This window comes from Anaerocolumna chitinilytica (genome assembly GCF_014218355.1).
Taxonomy (GTDB): domain Bacteria; phylum Bacillota; class Clostridia; order Lachnospirales; family Lachnospiraceae; genus Anaerocolumna; species Anaerocolumna chitinilytica.
In genome coordinates this window covers 5,461,954-5,478,842 of the sequence record NZ_AP023368.1, presented here as the reverse complement: position 1 = coordinate 5,478,842, position 16,889 = coordinate 5,461,954, and the positions used below count along the sequence as shown (strand labels likewise).

Here is a 16,889-nt window from a genome sequence, read left to right as displayed (position 1 = left end):
TTTAGGCTAGTACTGCCAGCATAAAAGAGGGTGCTGAAATAGGTGTTATTTATACTGGGCAGTGCTAAGACAGGCTCTTTGTTTTATAACCTTTTTTCTTTGCAAACTCATAGGCATTGGAGCCTTTAGAGCAGATGATAACTTGAAGACCTGCACCTTCAAAAGCGGAGGAATCGATTTCGATTATGGATTTTGGTAAGGTTATTGTCTTTAGGGAAGTGCACTGTTCAAAGGTCTGAAATCCCAGTCTTTTCACGGTATTTGGTACAATAACATTGCTTAAACTTTCACAACCCCAAAAGGTCCTTGGAGGAATGAAGGTAAGACCCTTCTCTAAGTTAACTGTCTTGAGATTCTTACAGAAGAGGAAGACATAAAGGCCCATTTCCCTTATCGAGGCTGGTATGTTGGCAGTCTTCAGATTATAATTATTTTCAAAAGCATTGGCTCCGATTGATGTAACTGTGCTTGGAATATAAATGGACTCCAGGCTGCATCGGGAGAACGCACGATCTTCTATACTCTTGATTGTACTGGAAAATTTCACGCCTTTAATTTTGGAATTGCTAAAGGCTAATACACCAATACTTGTCATTCCTTCCGGTAGTATTACGATATCTGTGAATTGAGTTTCATCGAAAGCATAGGTTGCAATGCTTTTAACATCCGCCGGAATCTGGTAAGTAGATTCATCACCATAGTATTTTAATAAAAAATGATTGACTATTGCAGCTTTGTCCGGGTAGGAATAGAGCCAAGGATTGGATTTAAAGGCATTTCCTCCGAATTCCTTCACACTTTTTGGAATATTCAGTTTTTCAAGATGGGTGCATTCCGAAAATGCAACATCTCCGATGGTGGTAAGCCCTTCCGGCAAGGTGACATCTGTCAGTTTTGAGCAACCCTTAAAAACACCCAAAGGCAGCGTTTTAATGCCACTTGGAATGATGATTTTAGTCAGGCTGGTGCATCCGCTAAAGGCTTTTGTTCCGATATGTTTTAGATTATCCGGTAAAGTAACTTCTTTAATTGAGGTATTGCCTTCAAAGGCGTTGCTTCCAATATATTGAATGGCAGCCGGCAGTGTTACGGAAGTATCCCTGCCATTGTACCGGATCAGAATTTTACCGGCGGTAAGGATACTTTTTTTAGGATTAGTAAGCCAGGGGGTTTTTGAAAAAGCATCACTGCCCACCGAAATGAGAGAGGCGGGAAGATTTATTTCCGTAAGCTTAGTGTCTCCTGAAAAGGTACCATCTCCTAATGACAGTGCCCCATTTTTTATAGTAACACTTTTTAGGCTCTGGCAGTTAGCGAAAGCATACTCGCCGATATTTTTAATGGTACCGGGTATTACAACAGAGGTAAGGTTATAACATCCTGCAAAGGCATTATTTTTAATAGTCTGAATGCCGTCTTTTAAAGTTAATTTTTTTAAACTGGAGTTGGAAAGGGCCATAGTGTCAATGGTTTTGACACTTCCCGGTATGGTTAGCTCTGTCAGGCGGTAGCCAATATTAATAAGTGATTCCTGCAGAATGATCTTTACATTATCCGGTATGGTTAATTTGGTGCTGTCCCCTATATATTCCTCCAGAGCACCGTTTACAACACTAAAACCGTTCTTAGCATTCTTTTTCTGCCAGGGAGTACCTCTGAATACGGCACTTCCGGTAATTTGTGTATCACTGGGAAGGGTTACCTCCGTAAGATTGGAACACCAGATAAAAGTACCTCCCTGAATTTCTTTAACACCTTTTTTTACTGTCACTTTTCTTAAATTACTGCATTTTTCAAAAGCAGAGTCCCCGACTGTTTTTACAGTTCCGGGAATAGTTACTTCTTTTAAGGAGGTATTGCCGGAAAATGCACCCGCAGCAATATACTTTATATTGGACGGCAAGGTCAGTTTGGAAGCGTTTCCGCTGTATTTTACCAGGTAACCGTCACTATCGATTTCGAACCCGCTTCCTGCGGCGTAGCCAGGTATTGGGCCTGATAGCGGAAATAAACTAATAATCAGTAAAAGTATAATTATCCGGCAAAAACCGGTTCTTTTGAATAAATCCATGCTCTCTCCCTTTGTATGGTTGCTATTAATTGATAAACAGAAACTGTTTCTGTGTATTCTTGAAATTGCTCCTGTCTACTCCAAAAATTCTACCGGTAAATCTGTGATATTTTGTTAAGTCAATGTTGGGGTATCACGAAATCTTCTTTGTCTTAATATTGTTCTTTAACGCAAACTTATAGGCCTCGGAATTCGTGGAACATATCATTAGGCTTACACCGGAATTTTCAAAAGCTGTCGAAGCTATTTCCTTTACAGAGCCCGGAATCGTTATACTCTTTAGGCTATAGCAGTTTTCAAAGGCCTGGAAATCTATTTCTTTGACGGTAGTTGGAATATTGATACTGTTAAGGCTGGAGCAACCCCAGAACATACGATTGGGAATTAAGGTAAGCCCTTTTTTAATAGTTACCTTGGTGAGGTTCTCGCAGAACAAGAACATAAAAGTACTTGGATTATTGAGGGAACCTGGGATAACAGCAGATTTCAATCTGGAAGAACTTTCAAAAGCATTAGTTCCTATATCTGTTACGGTATCCGGGATTGTCACGGATTTTAAATTGCATCTTGAAAAGGCAAAGTCACCTATTACAGTAAGATTTTTGGAAAACTCAATGGATTCCATTCTGGAATTCGCAAAGGCATAAGGATCTATCACTTTCATTCCTTCCGGTAATATTACTTTTTTTGTAAATTCTATGGAATCAAAAGCATAGGGTGTAATATGCGTTACGGTATCAGGAATCTGATAAACCTCATCGTCGCCATAATACTTTATCAGGACATGGTTGATGATTGCAGCCTTATCCGGATAAGAGAAAACCCATGGGTTCGAGCGGAATGCATTAAGTCCAAATTCCTTTACTGTCTTTGGGATATTCAAATTTTTCAGGCTGGTGCAATTAGAAAAGGCACCATCTTCAATGGAGACAAGGGAATCGGGAAGGGACACCTCAGACAGACTGGTACATCCTGAGAAAACACTATTTGGTAGCATAGTAATTCCGTTGGGTATAATAATCTTAGTCAGCTTTGTACAGTCAGAAAAGCTGTTAGCGCCAAGCTCTTTTAAGGAGGCCGGCAATATAACTTCCCGCAGGGAATCGTTGCCTGACAGTGCATCTCCCGCTATGTATTGGAGAGAATCCGGTATAGTTAAGCTTGTTTTTTTACCGTTGTATTTTATTAAGATCTTACCGGCAGTTAGGAATTCCTTTTTTGACTTCTCAAACCAGGGCGTTTTGTGAAAAGCTTTCTCTCCCACGTGGGTAATGGAGGTTGGAAGATTTATTTCTGTTAATTTATAGTCCTCGACAAAAGCCCCTTCTTCAATGGAAGTGGCTCCCTGTTTTATGGTAACGCTCTTTAATTTAGGGCTTTGCATAAAAGAGTACTTACCAATGGATTTTACGGAACCCGGGATTATCAATGTTTCAAGATTTCTACTGCGGGCAAAGGCAGTGTCACCAATGATTTCAACACCTTCTTTGATCGTTAGTTTTTTCAGTCCTGAGTCCGACAGGGCATCCTTATCAATTACCTTTACATTACCGGGGATTGTAAGTTCCTTTAAATCATAGCTGATGTTAAAAAGAGCGCCGTATAAAATTTCCTTCACGTTGCTCGGAATAGTTAAGGTAGTACTGTTTCCGATATATTCCTCTAGGTATCCGTTTACGACACTGAATCCGTTCTTTGCATGGCTTTTCTGCCATGCAGTTCCTCGAAATACATTTCCTCCGGTTAGTTTCACATTACCTGGAATAGTGACATCCGTAAGATTGGTACAAAAGATAAAAGCTGCCCCGTATAGTTCCTGTACACCTTTTTTCAGTGTAACCTTTCTAAGGTTCGTACATTCCCTGAAAGCTTCAGAACCGATTATTTTAACATTCCCGGGAATAGTAACTTCCCTTATGGCAGTGTTATAGGAAAAGGCATTCATTGCGATCCATTTAACGTTAGAAGGTATAGTTACCTTTGTATCTTTACCGTAATAATGGTAAAGAACACCGTCTGAATCAATATCGAATTGCTGGGTTGCAGCATAGCCCTGCCCTGTACTTACTAATGGCAGCAGGCTGATAATCAGCAGAAATGTAAGTGCTCTTCGTATGAACTTTTTCTTGTTAGTCATCATAAATCCTCCCTGTTATTTAATATTCTTAGTCTTAATGTGCTTTTCTTTTGCAAACGCAGATGCAGCGGAACCCGGGGCACAAATAATTAGTTTGGTACCTGCATAATCAAAAGCACTAGAGTGTATTTCTTTTACGGAACTGGGAATTGTTATGCTCTCAAGCTTTTGACAGTTCTGAAAAGCCTGGAAGTTGATTAATTTTACCGTATTGGGAATGGAAATACTCTTTAGACCGGTGCAGTTCCAGAACATACGCTCAGGAATAAAAGTAATGCCGGTCTTTAGGGTAACCTTGGTCAGCTTTTCACAGTCTGCAAAGATATAGGTTCCCATTGCCTTTAGAGAACCGGGCAGAACAACAGATTCCAGGCTGTAAGAGTTTTCAAAAGCATTGGAGTCTAATTCAGTAACGGTATCCGGGATTATTACAGACTTTAAGTTGCATCTGGAAAATGCATATTCGCCTATTACTTTCAGATTTTTGGAAAACTCTATGGATTCAAGTCTGGAATTAGCAAAGGCATAGGGTTCTATGGTACGCATTGCTTCTGGTAATATTACTTTTTGGGTGGTATATGCATCTGCAAAGGCATAGGGCGAAATATGTTTTACCGTATCAGGTATCTGATAGACAGTATCTCCTGCATAATAGCTAAGGAGAATATTATTGATGATAACAACTTTTTCGGGATAAGAAAAAATCCAAGGATTTGAGTAAAAGGCATTTATACCAAATTCCATTACCTTTTTAGGGATATCCAGCTTTTCTAAATGGGAGCATTCATAGAAGGCCTCCTCCCCAATTGAAGTAAGGGAATCCGGGAGGATTACCTGAGACAGATTGGAGCACTTATAAAAGATTCCATCTGGTAAGCTGGTAATACCCTCAGGGATGGTGATTTTCGTTAAATTCTCGCACTTGGAAAAGGAATTAATTCCAAGTCCCTTCAAAGTATCCGGCAATATGACTTCCTGTAAGGATGTGTTTTCAGAGAAAGCATTTCCACCTATGTATTGAATAGATGAAGGAATGGATAATGTAGATTTCTTACCATTATATTTTATTAAGATTTTTCCCGCAGTTAAAAATTCCTTTTTGGATTTTTCGAACCAGGGTGTACCGTTAAAGGCATCTCCGCCTATATGTATAATACTATCCGGCAGATTTACTTCTGCTAATTTTTCATCTCTGTAAAAAACACCATTTTCAAGGGTGGTAGTACCTTTCTTTATGGTAATGCTCTTTAATTTTGGACTATAAGCAAAAGCATTTTGACCGATAGATTTAACGGAGCCTGGTATTACTACGGATTCAAGATTCTGACTGCTGGCAAAGGCACTCATCCCAAAAGTTTGAACACCTTCTTTTATAGTTAATTTCTTTAATCCCAAGTTAGATGCCGCACTGTCATCAATAATCTTAACTGTTCCGGGAATAGTAAGCTCCTTTACATTGTTGGTATAAGTAAAAGCACCACCCAGCATAACTCTTACATTACCCGGTATGGTTAAGACAGAACTGTTTCCGATATATTCCTCTAAATATCCGTTCACTACGCTAAAGCCGTTCTTTGCGTGTTTTAACTGCCAGGCAGTGCCTCGAAAGACATGGCTTCCGGTTAACTTTACATCGCTTGGAATTGTAACGTCCGTAAGATTAGAGCACCAGATAAAAGCACCTGACTGTATTTCTTTTACGCCTTTTTTTATGGTGACTTTTCTTAGACTTTTACAGCCATAGAATACATCCTGACCAATTACTTTCACATTACCCGGGATAATAATTTCTTTTACATAAGTGTTTGATGTAAATGCATCTGCTATTGATTTTACATTAGAAGGTATGGTTACCTTAGAATCTTTTCCATAGTAATGAAGAAGAACACCATCGGAATTAATATCAAAGTCCTTGCTTGCTGCATAACTCTGCATGGGTTCCATTATTGGCAGCAAGCTGATGATCAGCAGTAATATTACTGCTCGTTGTAAGATCTTTCTTTTGTTAGTCATAATAATCCTCCCTGTTAATATACCCTTATACTCTTGTGAATCTTGGAAGTGCCACAAATAAACTGCGATACGACATTGTGAAAACGAAAACATAAAACAAAATCATTATATAAGATTTCCTCATTTTTGAAAAGATGACAAATTTAGACTTTATTCATAATTTACAATTTCCTTAAAGTTAATTAAAAATGCTTCAATTTCTTGTACTCTACGAATAATGTGTTATAATAACTAGGAAAGACCGTTACCTGTTTAAGAAGGGGTATACGGTCTATACTATGGATAAAAAAAGGGAATATAGGATAAGAATGCGAAATTTCCGGAAAGAAGGAATTATGGGAAGAGAGAATCTGACACTGCTGACGGACTTCTATGAACTGACTATGATGCAGGGATACTATAAAAATAATTCTAATGAAACGGTTGTATTTGACGTGTTTTATCGGAACAACCCCTCTGGCAGCGGGTATTCTATATGTGCCGGATTAGAACAGGTGATTGAATATGTCAGAGATCTTTGCTTTACGGATGAGGATATCAGTTATTTAAGAAGTCTTAAGATGTTTGAAGAGGACTTTTTGAGTTACTTGAAGGACTTTCATTTTACCGGGGATATCTATGCGGTAGAAGAAGGCACGGTAGTCTTTCCGATGGAACCTTTGCTTAAGGTAATTGCACCGATTATTGAAGCACAGCTTATAGAGACTGCAATTTTAAATATTATTAATCATCAAAGCTTGATTGCTACTAAGGCTTCCAGAGTCTGTTATGCAGCCAAGGGAGAACCGGTTATGGAGTTCGGACTTAGAAGAGCCCAGGGGCCGGATGCCGGGATCTATGGAGCCAGAGCGGCGGTAATAGGAGGCTGTGTCGGTACCAGCAATGTTTTAACAGCTAAGATGTTTGATGTGCCGGCTCTTGGAACCCATGCCCACAGCTGGATTATGAGCTTTGAAGATGAGATTACGGCTTTTCGTGAATATGCTAAGTTATATCCCCAGAATACCACGCTTTTGGTGGATACCTATGACACACTTCGTTCCGGTTTGCCAAATGCTATCAAGGTGTTTAACGAATTAAAAGAAGCAGGGAAGATGCCATTAAAATACGGAATCCGTTTAGACAGCGGGGATCTTGCCTACCTTTCCAAAAAAGCCAGAAAGATGTTAAATGAAGCAGGGTACTACGATGCAACAATTGTAGCCTCCAGTGACCTTGACGAATACTTAATAGACTCCCTTAAGACCCAGGGAGCCGCAATTAATTCCTGGGGGGTTGGAACAAACCTTATTACCTCCAAGGACTGTCCTGCCTTCGGCGGTGTGTACAAGCTTGCTGCTATAAAGAAGGGGAAGGAATTCATACCAAAGATAAAATTGTCTGAGAATCAATGGAAGATAACTAATCCCGGTAATAAGACAATATACAGAATATATGAAAAAGAAACGGGTAAGATTAAAGCAGATTTAATCTGTATGGCAGATGAGGTCTATAAGGAGGAATATCCCCTTAAGATTTTTGACCCGATGGCAACCTGGAAGAAGACCTATTTAAAAGGCGGCAGTTATACGCTGCGTGAGCTGCTGCGCCCCATCTTCTTACAAGGAAAATGTGTGTACGAATCACCCAGTGTCATGGATATCAGAGATTATTGCCAGAGGGAGCTTGATACCCTTTGGGATGAGACCAGACGACTTGTAAATCCCCATGATGTATATGTGGATTTATCGAATGACTTATATCAGCTAAAGCATACTCTGCTTGACAGCATTAATATAGCTGGAAACAATTAAGGGATTGTGTTTTATTAAAACTGGATGTGAGTGTGGATTATAAATGGCAATTTCACTTATGCTTGAATGCGCCTAGACCCGATTGATAGTAAGTGTAAAATAAAAGACAGTTCACGTCCGATAGGGAGCGGCCTTATGGCCAAATGTTCGTTTATGTGAAGATTGTAGGACAATTTCCACATACAACATGGAGGAATATATGCTAAACAATAGGAAAAAGACCAGAAGAATGAAAAGAAGAATGAGAAGGTTTCTCTTAGTGGGGCTGCCGGTTATCCTTATAGGCAGCATGGGCTATTTTTCCTTGAAAAGATTATCAAGCGCAAGTGAGTCTGCAGCTTCCGGTCATTTTTATAACAATTCATCATATAAGGACAATGACAGCGAATATGATAAAGATGATGACAGTTCTGTTAAGGGGGATACTCCTGTGAGTAATCCAACCAAAGAAGCTGAGATAACCGGTAATGATAATGTGGAACTGGATACAACGCCTGACAGTCTGACGGTATTAGTAAATAAAGAATTAAGGCTGCCCTCGGACTACGTTCCGGCAGATTTAATGGTACCTGATGTAAACTTTTCAATTTCTTATTATGATGAAAAAAAATTAATGCGAAAACCTGCCGCCGAAGCTCTAAAAGAGCTTTTTGAAGCTGCGGAGAGGGATAATCTTTCCCTTTGCGGTGTTTCGGCATACCGCTCGTATAAAAGACAGTATGAGATATTTACCAATAATGTAAAAACACAGGGAATGGGACATACTTTACAGTATTCAGCTGTTCCGGGGTATAGTGAACATCAGACAGGCCTTGCAATAGATATCTCGACAAAATCTGTAAACTATCATATTGATGAATCCTTTGCCAGTACAGATGAATACCAATGGTTAATTGAGAACGCACACTTATATGGCTTTATCATACGTTATCCCGAGGATAAGACCAGTATAACCGGCTATTCCTTTGAGCCATGGCATATACGTTATGTTGGAAAAGCTCTGGCTAAATACCTTTATGAGAATAATATGTGCCTTGAGGAATACTACAAATTCACGCCAAGCGAGGATTATAGTGAGAGCATAAATTATGATAATCTGGAGGAATACGGAATCAATCCGGATGATGTTAAGGTTCCTACAAAAGCACCGGTGAAAACACCGACGCCGACTCCGACTGAAACCCCGACACCCAGTGAAGAGCCAAGTGCCACTCCAACTCCTTCTGTAAAACCTACCAAGAAACCTGATAAGGTAACACCGACTGTGACAGCTACCCCGACACAAGAGGTAACAGAAACACCGGAGATTACACCTACCGAGGAGGTAACGCCGAGCCCTACGGATGCAACAAACGCACCGGCGGATGGAGATGCAGGTGGTGCAGATACGCAAACACCCTAGTATTAATTAACAGAATAATTATATCAAAAGCTTAGCTGCCAAGGGTAGAAAATACCTTCGGCAGCTTTTTATGTTATAGGAAGTTATCCTTCGGAAAACTGACGAAAAAAAGTAGCCTGCTAATAGCGGGGATGAGAAACAGACATTAGTAACACAAATTAATGGGAGAATAAAACAATAGAGAATTATAATGGTACAATGTCGTCAATAAGGATATATAAAGGTGCGACGAAAAAACTAGATAATAGCGAAGGTGAAGCACAAAGATGAATACAAAAAAATTTACCAGAATATGTATGATCTATTTGCTAAATAACCTGATTATAATATAATGGAGCTAATGGATGAATTATATTAATAGGAGTGGTTCTATGGATAATAAAAATGGAATGAATCTGTTTACTGAAATATATGGTTCTGAGAAGAAAGTAAAATTATTGCCTGTTATGTGCTTCTTTTTTATATTATTAGCTGGTTCGCTTACATTTATAAGCAATCCAACTTTAAAAGCAGCATTTGCAGCGATGGCAGTTTTGATAGCTCTAGGAGTTACAGTGTTTTCTATATATAGGATAATAAGGTTTTTTATATTAAGAAAACATAGGTAATTTAGGGCCGTAATCACAATACAGAATAACTTTGTGAATTTGGCAAGTGTAATATTGAGGACTTGACTTTTTATTTTTTAATAAAAAAAGTAGTGTTGAACTAAGCTTTAATTCTTTTATAAGTAATTTATTATTGGTTTAAAGTTATAAAGAGGTTTATATTATTTTGGGTGTAGGCGTTTTCATAAATCGGTAGATATTATTAAATGGTGGTGAATGGAATGAAAATAAGAGATGATTATACCTGCCCGCTAGAGATTGTTCATGATATTATCAAGGGCAAATGGAAAACTATTATTTTATTTCAGCTGAAGGATGGCCGTGTGCAGCTATCAAAATTAGAGAGGGATATTGTAGGCATCAGCCAGAAGATGCTCCTGCAGCAATTAAAGGAGCTGCAGGAATTCGGACTGGTGGAGAAGCAGGTTTCCACAGGGTATCCGCTGCATGTGGAATACTTTCTGACAGAAGGCCAGGGCAGAAAGATATTGGAAGCCATCACAATCATGCAGGAAATTGGCATTGATTATATGGTTTCACATGGTATGACGGATTTTCTCGATAAAAAAGGTATATGCTACAAGGCAGAAGATACCCACAAATAAGTGGGTAATTTACTTTGGAATTGAAACTGCTATAATTACTTCTATCAATAGGTAGAGGTGAACAGATATGAAAAGTGCATTACTTTTAATCGATATCCAAAATGATTATTTTGAAGGCGGAAAATGTCAGTTATATCACTCAGAGGAAGCAGCAGTACATGGAAGAGAGATATTGGAGGTATTTCGAAGAGAGAAGCTGCCGGTATTCCATGTACAGCATATCAGCGCCAATAAAGACGCCACATTTTTTCTTCCCGGGACAAAAGGAACAGAGTTTTATGAGAGCGTGGCTCCCTTAGTACAGGAAAAGGTTTTTATTAAACATAGTCCCAGTGCTTTTTTGCATACTGGTTTGGCTGAGGCACTTCTTGAACAGGGCATTGAACATCTTGTTATTGCAGGTATGATGAGTCATATGTGTGTTGATACAACGGTAAGAGCGGCACAGGAATACGAATTTTTGGTTACACTGATAAGCGACGCCTGCACTACAAAGGACTTGATATCAATGGATGGGGGAGTAATTCCTGCACAGACGGTACATGATGCCTTTATGGCAGCACTTAATAATACCTTTGCAAAGGTACTGGATACGAAGGATTTTATAACCCAATTCGAGAGTGCAGAATTAATGTAGGAACTGTAATGTACCAACACAGCAAACATATAGACAATTAAATGGGAATACACAGATAATTGAGAGGTTTGTTTTGGAGCGTTGCAGCGAGTTTGGCGCTTTTTCCGCTTTCTGAAACGGCTGTTGCCGCTTTAGTGGAATAGAGAACCAGGAGCTAAAGAACAGCTCCGACAACAAAGCGGAAAAACAAACCTCTCAATTATCGTCCGCTACCAATAGGTTTTTTCATGCATTTGTAATGAAAATCCCGAAGGTGCATATTGTATTGAATGGCTGATTAAAGTATAATAGAGAGGACATCATAAGTAGACCGAACGAAAATTACTATATATAAGGAAGGAGAATAAGAAATGAAAACGAAAACTATTGTTTTTCAAGAAGCAAATGATCTTTATGAGTTCAACCGCCAGGCAGAGAGGTGCAAGACGGATGTCAGAGTAAAGACCCAGAGCGGGACCTTCGATTTTGACGCCAAGACCCTCTTAGGACTTTTCTTTGCACTGAATTTACCTTCCATTGATGTTTATTATGAGGAATCGGAAACGGAATTTGATGAATATCTAAGCAGTCTGGAAGAAAACCCTGACACAGAAAATGCATAAAATAGGTTAATGGACTTTTCATTAATCCCGGAACTTTGAGATTGACAATTAAATATTTTTATACTATTATTATGAATTATAATATAATAAATATCACAAAAAAACTATGACGGAGAGAGTAGAAATCAGCGAACCTCAAAGCGAGCCGGGGAGAGTGAAAGCCTGGTACCAGTAGCGGATTTACGAAAATCACTCCCAAGTTGCAAGCCGAAAGCCTTCAGCCAGTAAGCCGAGCCGGTATCTGTCGTTAAAGAGAAGCATATCATGTTCCTTTTAGGGAAAACTCTAGAGGAAACGTATGTAAATAGGTGGTACAATGAAGCACGAATGCTCTCATCCTGTTTATGGATGGGAGCTTTTTTTATTCGTAAGGTAAGCTCGTCCCTTAGGTTAGTAACCTAGAGACAGGCTTGAGGCAAAATGGAAGTTAGATTATTTGTTATAAAGTGAAGGAGGATATCACATGTACGATAAGGTCTCTACGAATCTGAACTTTGTAGAACGTGAAAAAGAAGTACTGAAATTCTGGAAGAATGAAAAAATCTTTGAGAAGACCATTGAAGAAAGAAAAAACGGAAAACCCTATACCTTTTATGACGGCCCCCCGACAGCTAACGGAAAGCCACATATCGGTCACGTTTTAACCAGGGTTATTAAAGATATTATACCCAGATACCGTACTATGAAGGGTTATAACGTTTTAAGAAAGGCCGGCTGGGATACCCACGGATTGCCTGTGGAGTTAGAAGTTGAGAAAAAGCTAGGTCTTGATGGGAAAGAACAGATTGAAGAATACGGTCTTGAACCCTTTATCCATGAGTGTAAGGAAAGTGTATGGAAGTACAAGGGTATGTGGGAGGATTTCTCCGAAACTGTAGGATACTGGGTAGATATGGAAGATCCTTATGTTACCTATGATAACAACTTTATTGAATCCGAATGGTGGGCCTTAAAGCAGATTTGGGAAAAAGGGCTGTTATACAAAGGCTTTAAGATTGTACCCTATTGTCCGAGATGCGGAACACCTCTTTCCAGTAATGAAGTAGCAATGGGCTATAAGGATGTAAAAGAAAAATCCGCTATCGCCAAGTTCCGTGTAAAGGGAGAGGAAAATGAATACATTCTTGCCTGGACTACTACTCCCTGGACACTTCCTTCTAACGTAGCTCTTTGCGTGAATCCGGTAGAAACCTATGTGAAAGTCTCTGTAAACTTAAATGCCAAGGGAGATATCATAAAAGCGGACAGTGAAGACAGAGAAGCCGTAAGAACAGAGAAGTACATTCTGGCGGAAGCGCTTTTGTCTGTTATCGATGGTGAATATACCGTAGAAGAGACCTATGTAGGTACAGACCTTGAATATAAAGAGTATGAGCCTTTATTTGACTATGTAACGCCGGATAAGAAGGCTTACTATGTAACCTGTGACACCTATGTAACTTTAACAGATGGTACCGGTGTTGTTCATATTGCTCCTGCCTTTGGTGAGGATGATGCCAATGTAGGCCGCAGATATGACCTGCCCTTCGTACAGTTAGTAGACGGAAAAGGTGAGATGAAGCCGGAAGTAACAGATTTTGCCGGAATGTTCTGTAAAAAGGCAGATGAAGGGATTATCAAATTACTCGCTTCCAAAAACCTGTTATTTAAGACCTTAAAATTCGAACACAGCTATCCTCACTGCTGGCGTTGTGATACACCGCTTATTTACTATGCAAGAGATTCCTGGTTCATTAAGATGACAGAGGTAAAAGATCAGCTGGTAGCCAACAATAACACCATTAACTGGATGCCGGAGAGTATCGGACAGGGAAGATTCGGAGACTGGATTAAGAATGTTCAGGACTGGGGTATCAGCCGTGATCGTTACTGGGGAACACCCCTTAACATCTGGGAATGTGAGGACGGACACCGTCATGCTATCGGAAGCATTGAGGAGTTAAAGTCCATGTCTTATAACTGCCCGGATAATATTGAGCTTCACAGACCATTCATCGACGCGGTAACCATTAAGTGTCCGGAATGCGGTAAGGAAATGAAGCGAGTAAAACCCGTAATTGACTGCTGGTTTGATTCCGGTTCCATGCCTTTTGCTCAATGGCATTATCCATTTGAAAACAAGGAAATGTTCGATAAGAATTTCCCTGCTGACTTTATCAGTGAAGCGGTTGACCAGACCAGAGGCTGGTTCTATTCCCTGCTTGCTATCTCTACCCTGATATTTGAGAAATCCCCTTATAAGAATGTTATCGTTCTTGGGCACGTTCAGGATGAGAATGGACAGAAAATGTCTAAGTCCAAAGGTAATGCAGTGGATCCTTTTGAAACCCTCTCCGAACACGGAGCCGATGCAGTACGTTGGTACTTCTATGTTAACAGTGCCCTATGGCTGCCTAATCGTTTCCACAGCGGAGCAGTGACGGAAGGACAGAGAAAATTCATGGGAACCTTCTGGAATACCTATGCATTCTTCGTACTCTATGCCAATATCGATGAATTCGATGCTACAAAATATACCCTTGACTATGAGAAGCTGTCCGTTATGGATAAATGGATGCTCTCTAAGTTAAACACTCTTGTTAAGACCGTAGACAGTCACCTGGAAAGCTACCGTATTACAGAGGCAGCAAGACTCCTTGACGATTTTGTAGACGAGATGAGCAACTGGTATGTAAGAAGAAGTAGAGAGCGCTTCTGGGCAAAGGGAATGGAACAGGATAAGATTAATGCTTATATGACCCTCTATACTACTTTGGTTACATTAGCAAAGATATCTGCTCCTTTTATACCTTACATGACAGAAGATATCTATCGTAACCTGGTGGTGAAGATTGATAAAGAAGCTCCTCAGAGTATTCATTTGTGTGAATTTCCTTCCTATAAAGAGGAATATATAGACAAAGAACTTGAGAAGAACATGGAAGCACTCCTCGAAATCGTTGTATTAGGCCGTGCCTGCCGTAATACGGCAAATATCAAGAACAGGCAGCCTATCGGCACTATGTACGTTAAGGCTGATTATAGCTATCTTGATGAAAAGGGTGAAAAAGCAGAAGGTCTTCCTTCATTCTACCTTAATATCATTGAAGAAGAGTTAAATGTAAAGAAAGTAATCTTCACACAGGATGTCAGAAACTTTACTTCTTACAGCTTTAAACCTCAGCTAAAGACATTAGGTCCGAAGTTTGGTAAGCAGATTGGCGCGCTTCGTGGAATTCTTGCCGGACTTAACGGTAATGAAGCAATGGATGAAATCAATACTACCGGAAAGCTTAAAGTAACCATAGAGGGAACCGACAGCTACCTGGAAAAGGATGACCTGTTAATTGAAGCAGCTCAGACGGAAGGGTTTGTATCTGATTCCGATAAAGGAATAACTGTAGTTCTGGATACCGGCTTAACACCTGAATTGATTGAAGAAGGCTTTGTAAGAGAAATCATCAGTAAGATTCAGACCATGAGAAAAGATGCAGGATTTGAAGTAATGGATCACATTCTGGTTTATCATAAAGGGAATGAGGTCATCAAAGGAATCTTTGATAGAAATATGGCAGAGATCAAATCTGAGGTTTTGGCTGTTGAAGTCTTCGAAGACAGCAAGGGCTTTACGAAAGAGTGGAATATTAACGGTGAGAATGTAGTTCTTGGAGTAGTAAAGAAATAAATAGATCAAAAATGAGGCTGTTGTAAAAGGAGGTCCTGCTTAGCAGGATTCCTTTACAACAGCCTTTGTTTGCTTCGTACAGGATTAGTTAATACTGATCAGTTGTTTCCTGAGTGTTATCACTATTAAGATTATCTTCCATATGTTCGAGCTCATGTTTTCGCGAAAGAGCGAGGTTTACAAAGGCAGTATAGTCTTTTTTATAGAGCTTCTTAAGATCATCGGAATAGCCGCACATTACAGGCAGTGTGGTTGCTATTTTTTCAATCAGCTCTGTTGCAATAGCTGCTTTCGGAAAATTGATGGATATAGGTGATTTCATATCTTTAAAGTAGAATAGTATTTGATAGGACTTGCTTATAGTAATAAAGTGGGATTTATGCTTAACGGTATTTAAATGTACCCAGATTAAATCCCTGGTTGGATGAATTGCAAGAGGATGATTAATCTTGCCGATTATATAATCCGTGGTAATCAGTCCGGTGTAAGCCGCAGGTCTCAAGACGGACATATAGAGATAACGTTCGCCGGCTATTTCACTGTTAATACGATATTCAATATCTTCTGGATTGCCGATTTTTGCGAGCTTTTTATAAAAACCGGAATATTTGTAATTTATCTTAATTAAAAGCTGATAGATGAATACGGAGGCGGATATCAATAGTATTAACCCCATAACCAGGAAGAGAAACTGGTCGCCCAGACGTCCATGTTCTGTGAGGGTTACACAGATTTCAGGTATGCTCTCCCGTACTGTGGAAGGATCTACTTTGTAGGCTTTGCTCAGACTTGTAATCATTTCTTCATAAGCTTCCTGATGGTACTGGTCATCGCCTAGAGCTTGCAGGTTGGCTACTGCAGTTACAGAGCTTAATTCTTCATCGGACATATCAAGATAATCCTTTGGCAGCAGTGCCAGAAGATAACCGTCATCATAATAGATTATACCATACACCTGGGATAACTTTTCCTCACTGGTCTTAACGCCATTAACAGTATCATAACTGTAAATGGCATAATCCAGAAAATAAATATCGGCATTCTTTAACTGGAAGTAATATTTATCCTTCGCATAAAGGTCCTGAATTCCAGTAACGCTGGTTCCTTCTGCCAAAGGAGTAAATAAGGTGCTCCATTTCTCTGATTCGCTAAGGAAGCCTGCAAGGGCTATGAATACAAAGACAAGGCTTATAAACATAGGGCTCCATGCGTTTTTTCGAATGATTTTTCTTAAGTAGTTTTGTTCCATGTTAACCTCTTTTCTTCTTGGGAGGTCTATACCAACTCCCACCTATTTTACTTGCTTAAAGCAAGATACGCTTTTTTATTATACCATATTAAAATAAGGTTGTAAGGC

General features: G+C 39.6%; 11 protein-coding genes. 7 read left to right on the top strand and 4 right to left on the bottom strand.

Annotated features, from left to right (window positions below):
- Positions 1–64: 64 nt before the first annotated feature.
- The 3 genes from bsdcttw_RS24200 to bsdcttw_RS24190 all read right to left on the bottom strand — a co-directional run bounded on the left by bsdcttw_RS24200 (position 65) and on the right by bsdcttw_RS24190 (position 6,221).
- A complete protein-coding gene (locus bsdcttw_RS24200) occupies positions 65–2,071 on the bottom strand; it encodes a leucine-rich repeat domain-containing protein (protein ID WP_185257316.1) in 2,007 nt (668 codons plus the stop codon).
- A gap of 133 nt (positions 2,072–2,204) precedes the next feature.
- A complete protein-coding gene (locus bsdcttw_RS24195; protein ID WP_185257315.1) occupies positions 2,205–4,208 on the bottom strand; it encodes a leucine-rich repeat domain-containing protein in 2,004 nt (667 codons plus the stop codon).
- Positions 4,209–4,223: 15 nt separating this feature from the next.
- Positions 4,224–6,221, bottom strand: coding sequence for a leucine-rich repeat domain-containing protein (locus bsdcttw_RS24190; protein ID WP_185257314.1), 1,998 nt, complete (start codon positions 6,219–6,221; stop codon positions 4,224–4,226).
- A gap of 335 nt (positions 6,222–6,556) precedes the next feature.
- Between bsdcttw_RS24190 and bsdcttw_RS24185 the strand changes: the two genes are divergently transcribed.
- From bsdcttw_RS24185 to ileS, 7 genes are all read left to right on the top strand, one after another.
- Positions 6,557–8,014, top strand: a complete 1,458-nt coding sequence (locus tag bsdcttw_RS24185) for a nicotinate phosphoribosyltransferase (RefSeq protein ID WP_185257313.1) — start codon at positions 6,557–6,559, stop codon at positions 8,012–8,014.
- A 199-nt stretch (positions 8,015–8,213) separates the two neighbouring features.
- Positions 8,214–9,416 carry a M15 family metallopeptidase gene (locus bsdcttw_RS24180; protein ID WP_185257312.1) on the top strand — a complete coding sequence of 401 codons (1,203 nt, stop codon included), beginning with the start codon at positions 8,214–8,216 and terminating at the stop codon, positions 9,414–9,416.
- 371 nt (positions 9,417–9,787) lie between these two features.
- Positions 9,788–10,024 carry a hypothetical protein gene (locus tag bsdcttw_RS24175; protein WP_185257311.1) on the top strand — a complete coding sequence of 79 codons (237 nt, stop codon included), beginning with the start codon at positions 9,788–9,790 and terminating at the stop codon, positions 10,022–10,024.
- Positions 10,025–10,245: 221 nt separating this feature from the next.
- Positions 10,246–10,629: a winged helix-turn-helix transcriptional regulator gene (locus tag bsdcttw_RS24170; protein ID WP_185257310.1), complete on the top strand. Its 384-nt coding sequence runs from the start codon at positions 10,246–10,248 to the stop codon at positions 10,627–10,629.
- 67 nt (positions 10,630–10,696) lie between these two features.
- Positions 10,697–11,266, top strand: coding sequence for a cysteine hydrolase family protein (locus bsdcttw_RS24165; RefSeq protein WP_185257309.1), 570 nt, complete (start codon positions 10,697–10,699; stop codon positions 11,264–11,266).
- Positions 11,267–11,616: 350 nt separating this feature from the next.
- The gene (locus bsdcttw_RS24160) at positions 11,617–11,868 is read left to right on the top strand and encodes a hypothetical protein (protein WP_185257308.1); all 252 of its coding nucleotides are present in this window, start codon (positions 11,617–11,619) and stop codon (positions 11,866–11,868) included.
- A gap of 463 nt (positions 11,869–12,331) precedes the next feature.
- Entirely contained in the window at positions 12,332–15,532 is a 3,201-nt protein-coding gene (gene ileS, locus bsdcttw_RS24155; RefSeq protein WP_185257307.1) for an isoleucine--tRNA ligase, read from the top strand.
- An 88-nt stretch (positions 15,533–15,620) separates the two neighbouring features.
- On the opposite strand, the gene bsdcttw_RS24150 is transcribed toward ileS, so the two are convergent.
- Positions 15,621–16,781: a DUF6709 family protein gene (locus bsdcttw_RS24150; RefSeq protein WP_185257306.1), complete on the bottom strand. Its 1,161-nt coding sequence runs from the start codon at positions 16,779–16,781 to the stop codon at positions 15,621–15,623.
- Between the last annotated feature and the right edge of the window lie 108 nt (positions 16,782–16,889).

What these genes read in the sequence shown, in the direction of transcription:
- bsdcttw_RS24200 (WP_185257316.1), bottom strand. Translation starts at nt 2,071, where the DNA reads ATGGATTTATTCAAAAGAACCGGTTTTTGCCGGATAATTATACTTTTA.
- bsdcttw_RS24195 (WP_185257315.1), bottom strand. Translation starts at nt 4,208, where the DNA reads ATGACTAACAAGAAAAAGTTCATACGAAGAGCACTTACATTTCTGCTG.
- bsdcttw_RS24190 (WP_185257314.1), bottom strand. Translation starts at nt 6,221, where the DNA reads ATGACTAACAAAAGAAAGATCTTACAACGAGCAGTAATATTACTGCTG.
- bsdcttw_RS24185 (WP_185257313.1), top strand. Translation starts at nt 6,557, where the DNA reads ATGGGAAGAGAGAATCTGACACTGCTGACGGACTTCTATGAACTGACT.
- bsdcttw_RS24180 (WP_185257312.1), top strand. Translation starts at nt 8,214, where the DNA reads ATGCTAAACAATAGGAAAAAGACCAGAAGAATGAAAAGAAGAATGAGA.
- bsdcttw_RS24175 (WP_185257311.1), top strand. Translation starts at nt 9,788, where the DNA reads ATGGATAATAAAAATGGAATGAATCTGTTTACTGAAATATATGGTTCT.
- bsdcttw_RS24170 (WP_185257310.1), top strand. Translation starts at nt 10,246, where the DNA reads ATGAAAATAAGAGATGATTATACCTGCCCGCTAGAGATTGTTCATGAT.
- bsdcttw_RS24165 (WP_185257309.1), top strand. Translation starts at nt 10,697, where the DNA reads ATGAAAAGTGCATTACTTTTAATCGATATCCAAAATGATTATTTTGAA.
- bsdcttw_RS24160 (WP_185257308.1), top strand. Translation starts at nt 11,617, where the DNA reads ATGAAAACGAAAACTATTGTTTTTCAAGAAGCAAATGATCTTTATGAG.
- ileS (WP_185257307.1), top strand. Translation starts at nt 12,332, where the DNA reads ATGTACGATAAGGTCTCTACGAATCTGAACTTTGTAGAACGTGAAAAA.
- bsdcttw_RS24150 (WP_185257306.1), bottom strand. Translation starts at nt 16,781, where the DNA reads ATGGAACAAAACTACTTAAGAAAAATCATTCGAAAAAACGCATGGAGC.